Source organism: Pseudomonas sp. HK3, from assembly GCF_052920985.1.
The window spans coordinates 206563-226598 of sequence record NZ_JBREXD010000003.1; the positions used below are offsets into that span (position 1 = coordinate 206563).

18 protein-coding genes are annotated in these 20036 nt (G+C 46.6%); 10 read left to right on the top strand and 8 right to left on the bottom strand.

From position 1 onward, the window contains the following. Positions 1–18 precede the first annotated feature (18 nt). The 4 genes from ACU6U9_RS16250 (at position 19) to ACU6U9_RS16265 (ending at position 1810) form a co-directional block, all read left to right on the top strand. A complete protein-coding gene (locus tag ACU6U9_RS16250; RefSeq protein WP_446736059.1) occupies positions 19–360 on the top strand; it encodes a hypothetical protein in 342 nt (113 codons plus the stop codon). A 280-nt stretch (positions 361–640) separates the two neighbouring features. Further along, positions 641–763, top strand: a complete 123-nt coding sequence (locus ACU6U9_RS16255; protein WP_446736060.1) for a hypothetical protein — start codon at positions 641–643, stop codon at positions 761–763. 26 nt (positions 764–789) lie between these two features. Beyond that, positions 790–1125, top strand: coding sequence for a hypothetical protein (locus ACU6U9_RS16260; protein WP_446736061.1), 336 nt, complete (start codon positions 790–792; stop codon positions 1123–1125). A gap of 196 nt (positions 1126–1321) precedes the next feature. Continuing rightward, positions 1322–1810, top strand: a complete 489-nt coding sequence (locus ACU6U9_RS16265) for a hypothetical protein (RefSeq protein WP_446736062.1) — start codon at positions 1322–1324, stop codon at positions 1808–1810. 234 nt (positions 1811–2044) lie between these two features. On the opposite strand, the gene ACU6U9_RS16270 is transcribed toward ACU6U9_RS16265, so the two are convergent. Continuing rightward, a complete protein-coding gene (locus ACU6U9_RS16270) occupies positions 2045–2314 on the bottom strand; it encodes a hypothetical protein (RefSeq protein WP_446736063.1) in 270 nt (89 codons plus the stop codon). Further along, positions 2299–2709 (bottom strand): hypothetical protein, encoded by a 411-nt coding sequence (locus ACU6U9_RS16275; protein WP_446736064.1) that lies wholly within the window; start codon positions 2707–2709, stop codon positions 2299–2301. The genes ACU6U9_RS16270 and ACU6U9_RS16275 overlap by 16 nt, the downstream gene beginning before the upstream one ends. Before the next feature lie 302 nt (positions 2710–3011). Between ACU6U9_RS16275 and ACU6U9_RS16280 the strand changes: the two genes are divergently transcribed. From ACU6U9_RS16280 to ACU6U9_RS16290, 3 genes are all read left to right on the top strand, one after another. Then, the gene (locus ACU6U9_RS16280; protein ID WP_446736065.1) at positions 3012–3791 is read left to right on the top strand and encodes a hypothetical protein; all 780 of its coding nucleotides are present in this window, start codon (positions 3012–3014) and stop codon (positions 3789–3791) included. 828 nt (positions 3792–4619) lie between these two features. Further along, the gene (locus ACU6U9_RS16285) at positions 4620–5444 is read left to right on the top strand and encodes a hypothetical protein (protein WP_446736066.1); all 825 of its coding nucleotides are present in this window, start codon (positions 4620–4622) and stop codon (positions 5442–5444) included. Positions 5445–5580: 136 nt separating this feature from the next. Beyond that, complete coding sequence (locus ACU6U9_RS16290) at positions 5581–11796, top strand: FG-GAP-like repeat-containing protein (RefSeq protein WP_446736067.1); 6216 nt, start codon at positions 5581–5583, stop codon at positions 11794–11796. A 199-nt stretch (positions 11797–11995) separates the two neighbouring features. On the opposite strand, the gene ACU6U9_RS16295 is transcribed toward ACU6U9_RS16290, so the two are convergent. Continuing rightward, positions 11996–14185 carry a malate synthase G gene (locus ACU6U9_RS16295; protein ID WP_446736068.1) on the bottom strand — a complete coding sequence of 730 codons (2190 nt, stop codon included), beginning with the start codon at positions 14183–14185 and terminating at the stop codon, positions 11996–11998. Between the two features lie 248 nt (positions 14186–14433). Between ACU6U9_RS16295 and ACU6U9_RS16300 the strand changes: the two genes are divergently transcribed. Then, positions 14434–14661: a DUF1289 domain-containing protein gene (locus ACU6U9_RS16300; protein WP_446736069.1), complete on the top strand. Its 228-nt coding sequence runs from the start codon at positions 14434–14436 to the stop codon at positions 14659–14661. Here the strand turns inward: ACU6U9_RS16300 and ACU6U9_RS16305 are convergent. The 5 genes from ACU6U9_RS16305 to ACU6U9_RS16325 all read right to left on the bottom strand — a co-directional run bounded on the left by ACU6U9_RS16305 (position 14651) and on the right by ACU6U9_RS16325 (position 19011). Further along, positions 14651–15310: an NAD(P)H-binding protein gene (locus tag ACU6U9_RS16305; RefSeq protein ID WP_446736070.1), complete on the bottom strand. Its 660-nt coding sequence runs from the start codon at positions 15308–15310 to the stop codon at positions 14651–14653. The two genes, ACU6U9_RS16300 and ACU6U9_RS16305, sit on opposite strands and share 11 nt — an antisense overlap. After that, positions 15303–15746, bottom strand: a complete 444-nt coding sequence (locus ACU6U9_RS16310; RefSeq protein ID WP_446736071.1) for a tellurite resistance TerB family protein — start codon at positions 15744–15746, stop codon at positions 15303–15305. The genes ACU6U9_RS16305 and ACU6U9_RS16310 overlap by 8 nt, the downstream gene beginning before the upstream one ends. 1 nt (position 15747) lies before the next feature. Continuing rightward, on the bottom strand, positions 15748–16713 hold the full coding sequence (tal, locus tag ACU6U9_RS16315) for a transaldolase (RefSeq protein WP_446736072.1): 966 nt from the start codon (positions 16711–16713) through the stop codon (positions 15748–15750). Positions 16714–16821: 108 nt separating this feature from the next. Beyond that, positions 16822–17844: a tRNA dihydrouridine(20/20a) synthase DusA gene (gene dusA / locus ACU6U9_RS16320; protein WP_446736073.1), complete on the bottom strand. Its 1023-nt coding sequence runs from the start codon at positions 17842–17844 to the stop codon at positions 16822–16824. Between the two features lie 258 nt (positions 17845–18102). Continuing rightward, positions 18103–19011 carry a LysR family transcriptional regulator gene (locus ACU6U9_RS16325; RefSeq protein WP_446736074.1) on the bottom strand — a complete coding sequence of 303 codons (909 nt, stop codon included), beginning with the start codon at positions 19009–19011 and terminating at the stop codon, positions 18103–18105. A gap of 99 nt (positions 19012–19110) precedes the next feature. Here ACU6U9_RS16325 and ACU6U9_RS16330 point away from each other — a divergent pair, with 99 nt between their 5' ends. Continuing rightward, the gene (locus tag ACU6U9_RS16330; protein WP_446736075.1) at positions 19111–19509 is read left to right on the top strand and encodes a PhzF family phenazine biosynthesis isomerase; all 399 of its coding nucleotides are present in this window, start codon (positions 19111–19113) and stop codon (positions 19507–19509) included. After that, a complete protein-coding gene (locus ACU6U9_RS16335; protein WP_446736076.1) occupies positions 19476–20024 on the top strand; it encodes a PhzF family phenazine biosynthesis protein in 549 nt (182 codons plus the stop codon). Before ACU6U9_RS16330 ends, ACU6U9_RS16335 begins: the two co-directional genes overlap by 34 nt. The last annotated feature ends 12 nt before the right edge of the window (positions 20025–20036 follow it).

The following is a 20036-nucleotide window of genomic DNA, read 5'->3' on the forward strand; positions in this document are numbered from 1 at the left end:
TATCTTCAAGGTGAATACATGCGGTACACACTTTTTGTAATCCTGTTTTTATCTGGGTTGGTTTCAGCAACATCAGCGCCAAACTTGTCAATTGGTCGTTTGCAAGTATATGCAGGTGTTGATCAAATTCAGGGCTGCAAACCTATAGCGGGACATATCGTAATTGAAGGTCCGGTAGTAATAATGCGATCGGTAACGGATTATGGGCACTGGTGTTGGGTTGCCAAAGACGATTCTTTAGATTCGATCTATTCATTATGGCTTACTGCAAAGGCTACAGGTAAAAAGATCAATATACTGTCAAGTTATGGTATCGGCGAATATGTCGAAGTAGTAACTGGCGTTGAATTAAGCGAATAAATATAACAATGCCTTGCATCCGAAAAAAACGGATGAAGGCGAAGTTATGTGTCAGGGAGATTGAGAGATCAACATTAATAGCCACTTCAAAAATGGAATCGAAGTTAATGGTTTGGCTATTCGTAGCACCGATCATCATCGGGCTTGGGCTTGCAATCGTTCTCCCCAATTTGTTGGCATCGCCCCAAGTAGATAGCTGCCTAGATTCTGGGGGCAGCTTCAATTACGAGGCATGTGAATGTGACTATGAAGTTAGTCATCCCTACAAGGAAGAACATCAGTGCAATTAGCAACACATAACAAAACGTGCAATGCACGCCAGCAAGCTGGCTGGACAGCTTTAAGCGCTGCTTCGCAGCAAAGCTGCCCATTCACTCAGCGTTATGTTCTTTTATTACTGTAAGGCATAACCATAGGTAGGAAGATTTGATGAGACTTCGATTACTAATATTACTTGCTGCATTTTTTCATCATAGTGCTAACGCTGGCGCTGGTGAATACACTGTAAATGTTTGCGGGTTACAATCTAGCGCTACGTCTGATATCGCATACCTGAGAGTTTGCGGAACATGGGCTTCAAAGAATAATTGTGTTGCCTCATCACATTTAGCATTTGATATGAATAAATTTCAAGGCAAGACAATGTATAGCACTGCTTTAGCAGCTTTGGCTTCGGGTCTACCAATTATAATGGTAGTTGACGGCATCTCAGGTAATTGCATCACTGGACATGATGCATTGTCTGTAATTGAAATTAGTAAATAGGTCCAAAGGCTTTTCAGTTTCCTGAAATCCATTGGTACAACATAACGACGGTGGGCTTCGGATCCCCGAAGCCACAGCAGTTATGTTTTAAAGGATTAGTTTTATGAAGTCAGCTTTTCAGATTTCAATTTTGTTATTCTCCCTATTTGTAACTGGATGCACAGCAACTCCTATAAAGTTATATGAAGGGTCTGATATGTTAGATCAAGACCTGTCAATTATAGAATCTAGCTGTGACGAATTATGCAAGGCATCTATTGAAGAAGAACTTTCGCTGGAGCGTTATGGCTTTAATGTATCACCTGTTAGTACAGTGGTCGTTGTATCGCTAAACGATATCATTGGTGATAATAAACATTTTAATAATACTGGTAGCTTTAACAATAGTTGGGATGGATCTTTTGTTCTAAAAACATTGCCAGGAGATCAGCGATTATTATTGCACATAGACTATTGGCGCACCCCGCACTTATTCACTGAGTTGATAAACTTCAAAGCAGAAAAAAATAATACTTATTTTGTTGGACAAGTACTAAATCTTAAAATGCTAGACGAGCAATTTCAATGGTCACCTGTTATATACAATAAAACTCAGGGAGTACTAATTTACCCGCCCAAGGGGAAGTCATGGATTAATGAAAAGAGTGTACCTTATACGCCTACTTACATTAATTATAGTAATTAGGAGCATAAGGTTAGAGTATTAAACAAAGAATAACTAAGACACTCATGCTAAGAAAAATGTATTGGCCAGTGTTTTTACATTAAGGCACCTTATAATTACGAGTATTTTAATAAGTAAATTGCTTTTAGTGTTGCTGTGATCGAGTTTAGGTTGGCGATATTCTGTATAAATCAAATTCTCAGATGCACCAAAATCACATTAAAGTGTTTTTGATGCTGGCTTGATGATTTGAGTTTAAGAAAACAGCGTTTTGCAATTATTAAAACTGGGTCGTCGCTTTCGATGTAATAATACAACTGCTTTACCCAAGGCACTGGGACAGCCTACTAAATCTTTAAAGTTGTTCTCGAACGATGTGGTGAGGGTTAGCCAGTTATTCGCTTCAATACCTAAGCGTTGTAAAATCGGAGGTAGATTGTTTGAAATGCTAGCGCGTTTGTCGTCACGAAAAATACGGCCAGTGTAATCAACCAATTCTAAATAATCTGTTAATTTAAATGGCAAGCCAAAAGCCATGTTTCGACAATTTCAGAGAGTTTATCGAATTCTGCTTGAGTTAATGTCTCGCCTAACTTGAAGTGTTGACTTAAAGCATGGCCTTTGTAAAGTTGATGCCAGTGTTCGATTATGTCTTTTAAAGGCCAATCATTGGCTTTCGCTTTATTAATATGCAACACAACATGATAGTGATTGGACATTATGGCATACGCAGCCATATCAATGGCAAACACTTGGGCTTGCTTGAGTAGCTCGTTTTCAAGCCAGCCACGGAGATGTTCGTAGTTTTCATTGGTCATTACATCCACACCACACAAAAATGCACGGCGCACACAACGTGAAACGCAATGATAATAGGGTGTGGCTTCTAAGCTGACTTGTTCCTTCCTTGGTTTTGGCATGGCATTCTCCTATTTGAATAAAGAATAACCATGGCTTTAAAAACTGAAATACGAATAATGTAGGGTTTATAGTGCTGATATAAAAAATAGACTTTCTTGACCTAGTGTTAATTTCTTATCATGAGTGTCTTGATTAACTTAGTGGCCGGATTTACTTGACCACTTGTATCTCTCCGCAGAGAGTGATTAGCTATCTACATTTAAGCATACTGCTCGAATACGGCCCGTTAAACCATTAATATAGCGCTTAATCGATTAAAAAATTTACAACCCATTACTCATTTATGCCAAAGGAATGTGCTTTGAATACGCCTTTTAAAATTACCTTCACTCTATTTTTCTTTCTATTATCTGGATGTGAGCTAGATATTTTTGAAGAAGATAAAAATGACCAAGATAATGAAAGCGATATTTCGGGGGTTTGGTCAGGCACTCAGCAAACAAGCATAAGTGTGTTCGATTCTGGTTTTAGCTCGTATCAGCAAAGCCAATCAGAATTACACTGGGTTATTAGAAGAAAAAGCGATGGCACCATCGAAATTCCAAATTGTTACAACGGCTATGAAGAAGTAGAAGTTATAAATAATGCTTTTACTTACAATAACATTGATTATCGCATCATTAATGAAGAACTGATCACCGCCTCATTTGAAATAAGTGGCTATACCAATATATCAACAACAATAGAGATGCATAGAAAGAGTAAAGATTTGAACCCTGTTGGTGAAATATCAGGCACTTGGAGTGAGTATGGCAGTCTTACTTCTACTACGCCTATCTACTGCGCAAACATTTCCTCAGTTAGCATTAGCACAAGTAACGGAGATAATTTTTCAGAGGACTCCATTATCGTTCATAATGGTACAGGCTATAGCCATCTATCTATTCGCACAGGTACAGATGCCCATAAATATATTAAAATAGAATATGATAATAAAGGTATGTATGGGTTTGAAAGAAACGGTTTTGAATACATAGAGATAGAGTTTCCTGGTACTGAAAAACCGTTTTTTAGCTTTTCAGCACAAGAAGGGACAAAAATTTTAGAAGGCCGGATTACGTTAAACAAGCCATTACAATAAGAGTTGCAAACGCCACTCTTTTACATCACAACAATGTAATGCCGTTCTTCAAATTTAATATTGAAACACATCTTAAATTTTGTATTGGGGGATACTAAAAACTTAGTAATAAAAACACATAGCAAGGCGCTCAAGCTATGGACGCTGTAAACTGCGCTGCTTGGCATGAGCGTTATGACCCCTTCATATTGGTGCACTTAGATGTTGAATTTGCACTTTATTTTTAGCGTTAACTATTTCGCCAGCTGTTTGTAGCGCGATAGTAACTCCTTATGTAAATCGGCAGCTAAGCTCATAATAAATCAATCAAAGTCGCCTTCGGCTGGACGCGTTAATATGCGCCTTTTTTTGAGGTGTGATACGAAATAAGATGAAAGCAATTATCCAAGTTCCAATTGTATTTTTAATCGCGATTGCTTTTTTGAAAGTGACGGGTTTTTCGGTTTAATTGCGCTTTTAGAATGCCAAGTTTAATGCTTAATACTGAGATATGAGAAAAAACATACATCGCTAGTGAAATGTGTCCGATAGAATGCGTGGTGTTATGTTTGTTCAGGGTGTCATAATTTTTTTGTTATTGTCTTGACTGGTCTGTTGCTTTTTTAATTCAAAGTGCGCTCAATATCAGCAGCTATGCCACACAAGTACATAATGTATTTAGAGGATCTTTCTTCTAACGCAATTTCTCACGTCGATTCCGGCCGTTCTAGTGAGACAGTGAAACGGACTCTCTAATAAGCATAGTTGTAAGGTTTAAACAGTACGATTCAAGATACTACGATTCCGCAACAACTAAAGACCCAATCAGGGTTTTGGAGGATAACGCCAGTGGGCTATCAACTAACAATAAACATCACTAATCACCCAAACTCGCAACACTACGATCTGAATGCCACATCCGGTGGCAGCGCTGCCGCAGGCACGCTTGTCATCTACGAAGAGGGTAAGAGTATTGCTAGCGGTGCGACGGCTGCACCTGCGTGTAAAGCTGAACGCTCGGGTAGCGGAGCAGGTGACGTGATTGATGGTTCTGTGCTCTACGAGCTGCCCGGTATCCCTGCGACCATGATCATCAGGTATGGCTCGAAGAAGGGGGATGACATCGGTGTTAGCCCTGGCTTCTGGGGTATCAGTGTCTTGGTCGAACTGCAGAACAACGACGGCAGCAATGTGGGATTCGATGATTACTTCGCGATTGTGAGTCAGCCGTGGGGCGGGTCGTCCAGCACCCAAGTGTTTGAGACGTCCATTGACCTCTATCAATCGGGTACGACGGACTATGTTCCTGTTCCCACGCACACACCCACAGACCAATATTATAAATATACGACTATCACGCTCTTTAATAATACCGATAAATGGGTCACCTTGAAGAACACTGAGAACGTACAGTACGGCTACGACTGCGTGACCGGTGGCACGACCTGTGTTCCCCCAGGTGAAACGCTGTTGATCTACTCCATTACTGAAGGGCAGCCCGACGCGACCTTGACTTACAACTTGACGAATGAGCACGAGCTCTACATCACCGCAAAATACAATAAAGAGCCATTCTACAGTTGGAGTACCCCACAAGGGGCTGGCTCGTACAGGCTTGATTGCGAAACAATTTCTTCTTCAGAGTACATATACACGCTGTCCAAGAACAGCTAGGAGCGCGCCAATGAACTCCCGTCGTGTAACCGTCCTATTAGTCTTGGTCGCTTGTTTTTTTCTAATCTCATATCAAAAATTGAGTTCACCTGACCGAGCGGCTATGGAGCCCTCGCCGGCAGCGGTTGGGAGTGTTATGAGCGGGTCTTTTGCTGTTCAGCAAGGAGCGTCCACATACACCCTTAACCTAGCGTTACCACCGGGTGTTGGTGAGGCCGAGCCCTCGCTCGCACTCAGTTACAGTAGTGGCCAAGGCAATGGGTCGCTCGGGATTGGATTTCGTATTCAAGGCGTAAGCGGCATCAGCCGATGTGGGACTGAAATTGCCAGTGATGGCATTAAGGGAGGAATTGCCTACGGTGGGAACGACCAATATTGTCTCGATGGCAAGCGGTTGATCAACGTGGGCACGGACGAGGCGCCCAGTTACCGTACTCAGCTTGAGAGCTGGCAGCGCATTGTACCCGTGACCGGAATCTGTGATGTCGACCCATGTGGATTCCGACTGTCTCGCGGCGATGGCACGCTGGTGACCTTTGGTGTCGATGAATCCGGCAGCACCCAGCATGGCTCTGCAGTGAACGCGCTTGGTGCCAGCGGTATTCGTGTATGGATGCAGGACACGGTACTCGACCCCAACGGAAACCGGGTGACCTATCGCTATTCACAGCAGCCAACGCTTACTTCAGGGGATTCATCCGATCAGAGCGACAGTGGTCAAAGTTATCTCGATCAGATCAGTTACGGAGAAAACGAGCATGAGACCCGCCTAGTGGAGTTTTTCTATGTCCAAGGGCGGCCAGACACTCCTGTGACTTATTTGGGTGGCGGTTTGATCAAAACGGCGCTGTTGATGGGCGAGATTCGAACAAGTCTCGTCTTGCCTGCTGCTCAGCCGGTGATGCGCTATACCTTGGCCTACGAGAATGCGCCGACTACAGAACGAAAACGACTTAAATCGGTGACTCAATGCACGTCGTTGGGTGTCTGCTTAACACCCGTAGCGTTCACTTGGAGCAATGGCGGGGACAGCTTCGAATATCAAAAAGTGGAAAGCGCCATTGCCGATAATACCGATGCTTTTCTGGGGGACTTCAATGGCGATGGTCTTACCGACATTCTGTCGATGGACGATGATCGCACAATCTACCTAGCGAATGGTTCGGGCTTTAATACTAAAAGCACTTGCTTGCCGGATAACCTACGAAAAATGTTATTCGGTGACTTCAACGGCGATGGCATCACCGACCTATACGGGACGTTTGGCGAAAGCAACAATGGCACCCTTTACGTAGGCAGCCGTCAAGACAAGAGCTGCGCCTGCAGCAAGACCTGTCCGACCATCACGGGTATTGATGATTCCGACGACCTGTATGCGGCCGACTTTAATGGCGACGGGCTGACAGACCTATTGGCTTCGAGTCCGGGCTCGTCGCAGATCTATCTAGCAGACGATAGCGGCTTCTCTTCCACCAGCCAGCAAGGACAGGGGATGCTGAACGGGAATGGCGAAACCTTGTTTGGTGATTTTAACGGAGATGGTCGAGCAGATGCGCTTTTTGTCACCAATGATGGTGATGGTACGCTCAACTTCTCGGATGAAACCACGGGCGGCGATACCAAGGACCCGTCAACTGGAAACACCCATCTTGGTGTCGGAGTTCCGCTTCCAAATGCCAAGCTAGGGGGAAAAATGACTTGGGTGGCCGACTTCAATAACGATGGCTTGGTTGATGTTATGACGGGTGACATTAAAGCACCTGGGGCCGTCAGTGCCTACATCAATTACGGAACCGGAACCACGCTCAAGGCGGGTCAGGGTCTGACGCTCACATTGTCTAAAGACAGCTATGTCGGCGACTTCAACGGCGACGGCCTGCCGGACATTTTGGTTGTTCAAGACTCGGGAATCCTTTACCTCGGTGATGGTACCGGTTTCACCTGCGTGGGTGGAGAGCCTTGCAGTGACGTGAGCGTAGGGGTCGATGTTGACAGTAGCTTTTTTGGTGACTTCAACGGAGACGGCCTGACCGATATTTTTACGGGCAATGGGCAAAGTAGCGCCTTTCACTTCGCCGGCCAGGGCAATAAAGTGCTGCCGTCCAATCGTGCAGCCGACATGTTAGAGTCGGTTATCGACGGCTATGGCGGCCAGACGCACATCACCTATCAGCCCATAACCGATTCAAGCGTGTACGCGGCAAGCAGCTCGCGCATCACGGCTCTGGGCAACCTGTATCATGCCATACCGCTGTCACCAACCTTCGTGCAGTCATACCCAGTGCGCGCGATTCGCAGTGGTCAATACGTCGTCGCGAGCTACGCGCAGACCTACGACGCGACCATTGAAAGCCAGAGTTACAATTACAATTACAGTTATTACTACGAGCACGGCGAACTCAATCTTTTTGGGCGCGGCTGGATGGGCTACTCGACAATTACCAAATCCGACCCGCAGCTTCAGGCACAAATCACCACCAGATATAGTCAGGACTTTCCTTTCAATGGGCGACCAAACCAGCGGACGACTTGCGACCTACCGACAAACCCAGCACAGACCACATGCGCAGACAATAATGCGCTGCAGACTGTGATTGCCAATTGGCGGTGTGTTGATTCCCAGAACCAAAGCGCGTGTAACGTCTATAACCAAGGCTACGCCGAAGGCAGCACCGAGGTGTTTTTTGTAAGTGCGCAGAGCACAACAATGAACGACGCAACTTTGGGTAGCAGTCTTTCCACGAACTACACTCATGATGCTTGGGGTAATTTGCAGGTCACTGGCGCACTCGCTGACGCCAGCGACCCTGATAGTGTCCCACTGTATACCTGCAGTTCATTCATGCCTCCCGACAAAGACGCATGGGTTTTTAACTACCCACAGTACACCAAGAAAACGACCAATGATGGGTGTACGACCGACATCGATACATGGGATCCAAGCAATGATTTGAAGTTGACGTACCTCGCCTATGACGCGAATCACAATCGCAGTCATCGCATGAGCTGGGACGACAAGAACAATCAGTGGCTCGGCGCTTATATGACGTACACCGAACAGGGCCTACACGCGACTGCGACCGAGACTTATGGCGCGACAGTTAATGCCTTGAAGTACGATAAAGACGCCGTATTCACAGCAACCTATGATTCTGCCCATTTGGGCTACCTTACTTCGCTGACCACGCCTGATCCGGGCAATGGAGCCGGATCACTCACACTCGGATTCGCATACGACGCCCGCTTCGGCACCTTAGTGTCTAAGCAAGATCCAAACGGCAATATCGTCAATCATTGTGTCGACGACTTCGGTCTCTCGGTGGCGACACAGGGGCCGGCTCAGGGCACAGCGACGTCGATCAATTGTGTTGACGGTAAAACCTACCCCTATGTCGACACGGCATTCATTAACAACAAAAGTGTTGTTACCACCCAGACATTGACCTACGGCCAAGCTGGGTCGGCTGTCAGTGTGGCACAGAGTGGTCGTAGTTCTTGGGATGATGACACCACCGAGTGGACGTCATTGACCCGTATTCTTGATGGCCTCGGACGCACTGTAGCGATCAACTACGTTAATGATCAGGGTGCTTCAATGACGCGACAAACTGTCTATCAAGACCCCAGTTTGGTCCAGAAGCAATCTATGCCCGGCGAGAGCGCCGATGATTTTCTCGTCTATTTCTACGACGCGGTGGGCCGGGTCACGAGCACCACTCAGCCAACCTGGGATCTCACCGGAGCCAAGTCCACCAGCGCTAATAAATACCAATACGGCGCAGGCAACACTCTGACAGTCACTCAAGCCGAAGGGGCTCCGAGTGTGTTTAAACAGACCCGGGTAATGCGTTATTACGGCGGCCAGCCGATGGCGCACACCGCAACCACAGATGATGGCGCAACGACCACCATAGACTACGACGGGCTAGCGCGTATCAATCGTGTGACCAGTCCGGTGCCAGCGAGTGGGGCGGCGGTCACCGACATGCTGAAATACGATAGCCTCGGGCGCATCGTGAAGCGTATCGATAGCGAGACGGGCACGCGCACCTACAGTTATGGCCCGCACGGCGTGCTCGACTACGAAATCGACCCCATGGGCCAAAAGATTGTGTTTGGCTGGGATGTGCTGCACCGGCAGACATCCCAGCAGACCTACGCGCTGGTGGACGGCGAATTCGCGCCCGAGTCGTTGGTGACAGTCACCTATGATGTTGGCTTTGGAAGCAACCTGAAAGGGCAAGCGGCAACGGCTAGCGTCACACGAACATTGCCTTTTGAGGTTGACGCCATTAGCTACGGCTTTGGCTACGACGCTTGGGGTCGACAGGCCTCACAAGCCGTAGCTATTGGCGGGAAAGATTTCCCTTTCGATCTAACCTACGACCCGATGGGACGCCCATTGAACCGAACGTATCCGTCTGTTAATGGTGCGCGTCCGCAGGCAACGTACAACTTCTGGGAAAGCTACGGCGGCCTGAGTACAGTTGGCTACACCTCGGACAGTGCTGTGTCACCGATCACGTACATGACATTCTCCGACTACAACGCTCGCGGTCAGGCTGGGGCCGCGACTTACGCCAATGGCGTGAATGAGCGCTGGAACTACTTCAATAATGGCTTGCTTATGTCGCACGAGGTGACAGAGGCGTCGAATACGCAATTGATCAACGAGCGCGCAGGTTGGAATCAAAGCAACCAGCTTAGTACGGTGCTGGACTGTAATCACAGTACACAGCTCCCGTGCCCAGCTGGTTCAGGTGGTTCTGACACAGACCTTGGTGCCAGTTATACCTATGAGCTGCTGCGATTACACACCCTGCAAGACGCCGATGGCACCCAGACCTATTGCTATGACAATGCCGGCAATCTCGTGCAGAGCGACGGAGTGGTATTCACCTACGACGGCAATCAGGTCATAGACGGAACCGACGCGACCACTCCAAATCAATGCGACAGTGATGGTCAAGGTGCCGTGTTCTCAGCGCAGTATGACACCAGCGGTCATCTGTATGACCGCACGATTCAGGACACTAATCTGCGAGTCACCACTGGCGTTGAGGGCTGGCTACTGCAGACCGAGCTAGCCGACAAGACCTTCCAGCGATTCACCTACGATTACACCGGGCAGCGGGTTGCCAAGACCGTCTACGGGCCCGACGGTACCACCATCGATCATGTTGTCATCTATCCTGCGCCTGACTTCGAGATAACGCTGACTAATGGCGGTGCGGCACAATACACCTTGTATCTGATGGGCCCAGGTGGACGACAAGTGGCGTACATTGAGCCATTGGCTGGAACTGAAGTTGACCAGCTCGCGCAAGCATTAGGTGTGACGCTGAATCCTGCAACGCCACCGGTGCCGGCAAGTACACGGGTGTTTCATCTTGATCAGGTCGGCAGCACTCAGGCAGTGACGGATGCCGATGGTGCCAAGTACGCCATGGTGTCCTATGACGCATGGGGACAGCCAACGATTAGCCCTGCCGCCAACGCTACCTTTCGTCCGCTGTATGGCGGGTACGAATTTACTGAAGAGACAGGGCTTTACTACGCCAATGCACGCTATCTAGACACGTTCTCCGGTCGCTTCGTGAGTGCAGATACTCAGGTTGCCGCAGGGCCGCTCGTGCCCGATGCATTCAACGACTACGCTTATGCGCTGAATAATCCGGTATTGTATGCCGATCCAAGCGGGCATTTTCCGATAGTCAAAGTAGCACTTGGCGTTCTCGTGGGCGTCGGCCTCGCGGCGTCTGGCGTCGATGTCTTGGTGTTGGGTGATATGGCCGGAGAGGCCTTTGGCGTAATAGGTGGGGGCTTGGATGAGGGTCTTGGGGGTGTCGTGGACGATGGCAGTTTTCTGGAGGCCAGACCGGTACCCGATGAGAGTATGCCCCTGAGGTCCCCCGATGGTCCAAGTGAAACGCCGCTGTCTCGTACAGAGAAAGCTAAAAAGCATGGCGCCAACTTGCTAGAAACCATGGTGCAGTCCGAGTTGGTGAATACCGCCAAGTATAGCTACACACACAAAGACGGGAGCTGGAACTGGAAGGGCTTTGGTTATTCGAGCGGAGTTGCTGCCCTTGGTGGGTTAGCTGGCTATGATGCCGGCGTCCTTGCCGATATCGGTGCCGGTACAGGGGCTACAAAAGACAAGCGCTTTGTGAGCTCGCTGATTCGAGGGCCAATTCAGGGTGCTGTGATTGCGGACATGGGCCGGGAACTCAATCACAGCATTTTGAACCAGTCCGGTAATCGGAGCTGGGTCATTACAACGGGGGTAGGCGGTGCTGTAGGGTTTGTGTTCAGCCCGTTAGTCTTTGGCTTCAAGGGTGCGATAGAGTAGCTGTGTCCTCATCCGCTAGGGTTTTAAACAAAAAAACCAGTATAAGCTGGTTTTTTATTCAAGCGATAAAGACTTATTTTAATGCCCTTGATCTCTTTGAACGTAAAGTGAGTTAAAGGGTGCTTAAGTAGACGTTACTTTCTTTTTGGCAATAAAAAGCCCAGTAAAAACTGGGCTTTTTCGTTCAAGCTACAAAGACTTATTTAATGCCTTTGATCTCTTTGAACTTCAAGCGGTAAGCGTGAAGTAGAGGCTCGGTGTAACCGCTAGGCTGCTCTTTACCTTTGAAAATAAGGTCAGAAGCCGCTTGGAAAGCGATGGTGTTGAAGTTTGGCGCCATTGCAATGTAGTGAGGGTCGTTTGCGTTTTGACCATCTACAACCGCTGCCATGCGCTTCAAGCTTTCTTCCACTTGCTCTTTGGTGCAGATGCCGTGCTCTAACCAGTTAGCCACGTGTTGAGAAGAGATACGCAGTGTCGCGCGGTCTTCCATTAAGCCAACGTTGTTGATGTCAGGTACTTTAGAGCAACCAACGCCAGCATCTACCCAGCGAACAACATAGCCTAGGATGCCTTGGTTGTTGTTGTCTAGTTCGTGCTGAATGAACTCAGGGGTTAGGGCGTCGATTTGCGCTTGAGTCATTAACGGGATGGTTAAGATGTCATCAACGTTTGCGTGTTCACGTGTCTTAAGGCCGTTTTGTACTTCGAATACGTCAACCATGTGGTAGTGGATAGCGTGTAACGTGGCAGCCGTTGGCGAAGGAGTCCAAGCGGTGTTTGCGCCGGCTTGTGGATGGCCAATTTTTTGCTCCATCATTTGACCCATTTCGTCAGGGATAGGCCACATGCCTTTACCGATTTGCGCACGACCTTGTAGGCCAGTTTCAAGACCTGTATCGACGTTCCAGTCTTCGTATGCGCCAATCCATTTTTGTTGCTTCATGGTGGTTTTTGCAACAAAAGGACCCGCCAGCATAGACGTATGCAGTTCATCACCAGTACGGTCTAGGAAGCCAGTGTTAATGAATACAACACGCTCTTGAGCAGCACGGATACATTCTTTAAGGTTAACCGTAGTACGACGCTCTTCATCCATGATGCCCACTTTCATGGTGTTGCGTGGCAATTCAAGTGCGTCTTCGATACGACCGAATAATTCAGTGGTGAATGCCACTTCTTCTGGGCCGTGCATCTTAGGTTTAACGATGTTGATAGAACCCGTCGTTGAGTTCTTGAATGGGCTGTTACCTTTGAGATCGTGGATAGCGATCATTGCAGATACAACGCCGTCCATGATGCCTTCAGGGATTTCAGAACCATCTTCTAATAAAATCGCAGGGTTAGTCATCAAGTGACCAACGTTACGGATGAACAGCATTGAGCGACCTTTCAAGGAGAAAAGGTTGCCATCAAGCCCCGTGAATTCACGGTCAGCGTTCATTTTACGAGTGAAAGTTTTACCACCTTTAGATACTTCTTCAGCAAGGTCGCCTTTCATTAGGCCTAACCAGTTGCCGTAAGTCACAACTTTATCAGCCGCATCAACACAGGCTACAGAATCTTCGCAGTCCATGATGGTGGTTAGGGCGCTTTCTAGTACTAAATCTTTTACGCCAGCTGCGTCAGTTGAACCAACTGGGCTAGTAGGGTCGATGACGATTTCTAGGTGAAGGCCGTTGTTTTTAAGCAAGATAGAAGTAGGTTTAGCGACGTCACCAGTAAAGCCGACTAGTTTGGCTTCATCTTTAAGGCCGGTTTTAGAACCGTCAGCCAAAGTAACCACCAGCTTGCCGTCTTCAATCGCGTAGTTAGTGGTGCCAACGTGAGAGCCGTTCGCCAAAGGTGCTGCTGTGTTTAATACATCACGAGCATATGCGATAACTTTGTCGCCGCGTACTTTGTTGTAGCCGCCTTTGCCTTTTTCAGCGCCGCCTTCTTCAGAGATCACTTTAGTGCCGTAGGCGGCATCGTATAAAGAACCCCAGCGCGCATTAGATGCGTTAAGCGCAAAACGTGCGTTCATTACGGGTACTACAAGCTGCGGGCCAGCCATTTCAGCAATTTCTGGTTCAACGTTTTGAGTCGTTGCAGAGAAATCAGGACCTTGTGGTACTAGATAGCCGATTTCTTGTAAGAAAGCTTTGTATTCTGCAAAGTTAAGAGACTGACCTTTGCGTTCGGTGTGGTAAGCGTCGATTTTAGCTTGTAGATCATCACGCTTAGCTAGCAAGGCTTTGTTCTTAGGTGCTAGTTCGTTAGCAATGGCGCTAAATTCTGACCAGAATTTATCTTGGTCAACACCGGTGCCTGGAATAGCTTTTTCGTTAACAAAATCAAAAAGTTCTTTTGCGACTTGCAGGCCGCCAACTTGAATGCGATCAGTCATTGTTTGCCTCTAATTATTAACCAAATTACGACGTAGAATAGGCCATAATTCAGCGGTTGTTCTGTGTTATTTTTGAGTAAAATAAAACGACACAGTGGAAAAAGTGGCCAGAATTGTACACGAAATTGTTCCATAATTCATAGTTATATACCGTATAGTGGGTATAAACCTGAGTGATGTAGATTTAAGTGCTTGGCGAGTGTTTCGCACTAGGCTAGACTGAATTTTCATCATAAAATTGGTTGAATATGCAGCAAGTTGAACTCTTCCCTGTGCCCAATCCCTGTGTTGGGGTTTGCCAAAGTAATGCCAAAGGCTATTGCATGGGTTGCTTACGATCTAGGGTAGAGCGGCAAAAATGGAATGACTTAATGCCAGCCGAAAAAATGCGCGTTTTAGATTTGTGCATTTTGCGTAAAGAAAAAATTGCCGCCATTATAAAAGCTCAGCAAGCGCAGAAAGCCGCTAAGAGTTAAACAGTGTTTGCCCTTGCAGTACGTGACAGCCTTCCTTGTCATTCAATCTATTCGATAATTGAGCCATGGTTTGCGCCACACGAATCATGTGTATTGGTTTGTATTTGCTTAAAGGCCCCCGTAAAAACGGGCTAATAAATAAACTCAATAACGACCCTAAGTATTCACCTAAACGAAACTCATCACGGTCTCCAAGTAATAAGCTCGGTCGAATCAGCCATAAGTGTTTAAAACCCATTTGTGTCAGGTCGTGTTCGGTTTGGCCTTTTACGGACAAATAGAAATTGGAGCTTTTAGCATTGGCGCCAATTGCACTGATGCACGCAAAATTTTGGCAGCCATTATCGTGTGCCCATTGTGCAAATTTTACGGTTAAATTGTGGTCTACATGTTTGAACGCATCTTTGCTGCCAGCGGTTTTAATTGTGGTGCCTAGGCATGAATATGCCATTTCAAGTGTCTCGTTGAGCTTGAAGTTACTTAGGTTATCAAGGTCTACAATATGCTGTTCAACAGCGTCACTGAAAAGTGACGATTTTGCTCTTACTAATACATGAATAGGGGTGTTTGGATTGTGGGCAATTAACTTTTCTACAAGTCTTCTGCCCACTTCTCCTGTTGCCCCTGCGACCATTATCCCTTTATCCATGGGTATTTAAGGCCTCATGTTTGCATTGCATAAATTCACTGTGACGCAAATGCAGCAAGTCAGAGATTTTGCGGATGGTGTGCTCTTCATAGCGATCAATTTCATTATCAGCCAGAGATATGAGCCATAAACGTGTCACTAATGCGCACTTAGATTCAATGGATAGCTGTTTATCTAGGTGTTGAGTGAACTCGTAAAGCGAAACTGAGTTGTCGACTTCTTCCTCTGCGATTTCGATTAAGCTAAGGCATTCTTGGCTGGTGAGCCCAGTATGCTGACGCAGCAGTTCAGGGAGCTTTTCACGCTCTTGTTTCTCAATGCTGTCGTCTGCAAGGGCGACTTCAATCATGAGGGCTGCAATCGCTCGTTCAGTTTCGTTGCTAGGTGACTCTTGTGTTTCAGGCGCTGAAAACCAATCAAGTAGGCGTTTGAACATATTAGGCTATTTCCGCTGCGGTTAAATATTCTGATGTTAGAAGCGCTTCTAGAGACACCAAATCTTTGGTGAAGTTGCGAATGCCTTCGGCTAATTTTTCGGTGGCCATCGGGTCTTCGTTTAAATGCCAGCGAAATTGCGATTCGGTCAGCGTATCCCATTTTGTTTCTTCTGTTTTATTGTCACTGGATAGCACTTGAATAAGCTGGCCGTTATCTTCATTTAAGGCGTTTAATAAATCAGGCGAAATGGTAAGTTTGTCGCAGCCTGCAAGGGCTTCAATTTCTTCGAGGTTGCGAAAGCTCGCACCCATTACAATGGTGTTGTAGTTGTGGGTTTTGAAATATTGATAAATACGGCTAACCGAAATAACGCCAGGGTCTTTCGGGCCCGGGTAATGGCTAACGCCTTCAGACTTTTTGTACCAATCTAAAATACGGCCAACAAATGGGCTGATCAATGTGATGTTGGCTTGCGCACACGCAATGGCTTGAGCAATGTTAAACAAAAGCGTTAGGTTGCACTTGATGCCTTCTTCTTCTAATACTTTGGCCGCTTGAATGCCTTCCCACGTTGAGGCAACTTTGATCAAAATACGGTTGCGATCAACACCAGCTTCTTCGTATAGAGAAATAAGGTGACGAGCTTTATTAATTGTTGCAACGGTATCAAACGATAAGCGCGCATCGACCTCGGTTGATACATAACCGGGAACCGTTTTTAAAATCTCGATGCCCAGTTTTACCGATACCATGTCCAACGTGTTTTCTAGAGTATTGCCTGCTTGTTCTTTTGCCCATTGTGCGGCTTCCTCAATAAGAGGGCGGTACCGTGCAAGTTGGGCAGCTTTATAAACTAAAGAGGGGTTGGTGGTGGCGTCTTCTGGTAGGTAGCGTTTAATTGCTTCGATGTCGCCTGTGTCTGCTACAACAGACGTCATGTTTTTTAGTTGTTCTAATTTATTCATGATACCGCTTAATCCGTGTCGATAATGACCTTACTTTGTTGAAAATGCTAAGTAATGTCAAACACAGATAAATAAGCGGTTTCTTTTTTTGTTTTATTAGCGCTGAATTTAATCTGGCATCATGGCTAGGGCCGCTTCAATTACCTCAATACCCGCTGTTTTTTTGTACGCTTCTTCACTTAGGTGACGGCGGAACTGACGACTACCAGGTAGGCCATTAAACAAACCTAAAATGTGGCGTGTGATGTAAGCCAGCTTGCTTCGCTCTTCGCTTAAGTGATCTTCAATGTAAGGGTATAAACTGCGCACGATGTCTTTTAAGTTTCTTGTGTCGGCCTCGTAGCCGTAAAAGGCATGGTCGACGCCCAATAAAACAGAAGGGTTATGGTAGGCCTCACGCCCAAGCATGACACCATCGCAATAGGTGAGTGCATCGTGCATTTGCTCGTAGGTGGTCAGCCCGCCGTTAAGTAAAATTTCTAAATGGGGGAAATCACGTTTTAGCTGTGCCACGGTTTCATACTTTAGCGGCGGTACTTCGCGGTTTTCTTTAGGCGATAAGCCTTGAAGAATCGCTTTGCGGGCATGAACGATGAACGTTTCACAACCTGTTTTGGCCACCGTTTCGACAAAGTGATGCAGTTCTTCGTAGCTGTCTTGGTCGTCAATGCCAATGCGATGTTTGACGGTGACGGGAATATCCACTGCGTCTTGCATGCTCTTAATGCAGTCGGCTACTAATTCGGGGTGGCCCATTAAAACCGCACCAATCATGTTGTTTTGAACGCGATCACTTGGGCAGCCTACATTTAGATTGACTTCGTCGTAACCAAAATCTTGGGCGATTTTTGCACACTGGGCAAGCTCACTTGCGTTGCTGCCGCCTAATTGCAATGCAACAGGGTGCTCTTCTTCATTGAATCGCAAAAAACGCTCTGGGCCGCCTTGACCATGAATAATAGCCCCAGTGGTGACCATTTCGGTGTAGAGCAGGGCTTCTTTGGAGAGTTGGCGCCAAAAATAACGGCAGTGTCTATCTGACCAGTCCATCATTGGGGCAGTCGAAAATACGCGAGAGCCCTTTTTAAGCGGGGTGCGAGTGTTTACGGGGCTTTCAGCTGTTTTCTGCATTGTACCTAAATCGTCTTAAATCGTTCTAAATTGTCTGTTTTCAATATCTAGGTGTGACAGAAGTGTGACAAAAAGCGCATAGCATGTCTTGTCACATATAATTCCGGCACATCAAAATAGCGCGATTGTAGCATGGCAACTTTTAGAAAACGCATTTAAAGCTGATGAGCAAGTCGAAGGGTGCCTTACATGTTTTTTAGAGTGAGAGTTATGTGGTTGTTAAAGCCTTTTGTGGCTCCTATTATTTTATTGCTCGTCCTACTGCGTTGTTTGTATTTCGCTTATGAGCCAATCACGCAGTTTTTCAAATCGATTGGTTTCGGCAAAGCTCGGTGAGCAGACCAGCCAGTAAGATGACTTCATACGAACCGGTGGCCCTACTGTCTTGAGATAGCCTGACTTAATATCGTCTTCAATAAGCAGTGTTCGGCCTAGGCCAATTCCCATGCCCCGAGTGGCGGCTTGCAGCATTAAGTCTGCGCGATCGAAGTGATAGTGCGGTTTGATATTGTCATGTGTGATTGCGAGCTTCGAAAAATAATAATCCCAATTAAAATCAGTTTTATCGATTTCGCCGCGGCGATCAGCAAGGAGTGTTACATCGGGGCTGGTGAGAACGTTTGTGAGGTTGCTTTGTTCATCTGCATAACTTGGGTTTGTCACGGGCTGCATCCAGCAATGAGATAAATGTGTTGTGTGAAGGCCTGGGTTTGGGCCAAGACCGAACCGGATGGCTGCGTCGGCCTCATTTAAATGAAAGTCGAGAGTATCCTCGTTGACGCTGACTGAGATATGTAAATCTTTTGCTTGGGCGTGCGGTAATGCTGGGATCAGCCATTTCATGGCCAATGATGAAGGCAAAGAAAGATGCATTAGGTTTTTTGATTGGGTGCGCTCAAGTTTGTCCAGTGCAATATCCCACCGAGCGACAGTGTCGGCGGCGGCATGGCATAAGATTTCGCCAATTTCGGTTAATTGCAAGGTTCGGGTGGTGCGATCAAATAGGCGGTGACCCAATGCATCTTCTAATGATCGAGCTCTGTGACTAATCGCGGACTGATCTACGTTTAGGCGCTCGGCTGCTCGCGTAAAGCTCATTTCTTCACCAATAATCGCCAGTAAAGGTGAGGCGTTTATGAGTTTTGCAATGGTTTTGTTTTTATTCATATTAATGAGTTATTCTCATGTCTATATGAGTGTTTATTTTATGCTAGCCCATATAAATTAGGTTTTGTTAGATATTTAGCAATTAACTTAGAGACTATCATGAATAAAACTCAGATAACTACACAAACAATGCCGCAAACAATTACCGCTCAGATTGTTAGTGGGTTTGTAGCAAACGGCGCGGGCGGTAACCCAGCGGGGGTTGTGCTTGATGCAGATAAGCTCAATGAAAGCGAAATGCTTAGGATAGCGGCAAACATTGGTTTGTCTGAGACAGCCTTTGTTTCTTCGTCAGAGACAGAAGGTTTTAAACTCGATTTTTTCACACCCAATCGACGAATCGCTCATTGCGGTCATGCGACTATTGCGGCGTTTTCCTACCTGACGGAGCTAGTGAAGGGGAGACGTCTAAAGAAACAGTTGATGGTCCGCGTAAAATATCAATTAAAAATGGCGCAGCCTTTATGGAGCAAGTCGCGCCTAAATATCGAATGCTGAATGATTTAATTAAGGAGAATGTCACCATTAACGATATTCTTGAGTCCCTAGGTATAACAGAAAAAGATCTCGATATTAAAAGTCGCCCAATGTTAGTGAACACAGGCAATAGTTTTATGGTGTTAGGCGTTAAGGATGGGTCAACACTACGTGGCTTAAAACCGAACTTTGATCTTATCTCCGCCATCAGTGATAAGTTGGATTTAATTGGCTATTACGTATTCACAACTGACAGCCATGCAACGGACAAAGACGCTACAACTCGAATGTTTGCACCACGCTATGCAATTAAAGAGGAGTCCGCGACGGGCATGGCAGCCGGGCCGTTGGCGTGTGTTCTTTATGATCACCTTTCAATTAAGAAAAATACTTTTTTAATTGAACAGGGTCAGTTCATGGACCGCGCATCCCCCAGCTTAATTACGGTAGAGCTGGGTATTAAGGACTTTAAAATTGAAACACTCATGGCGGGTGGGCGTGGCAAGGTTTCAAAAAAACTGCATGTTGAATATTAGAGCGCATACAGC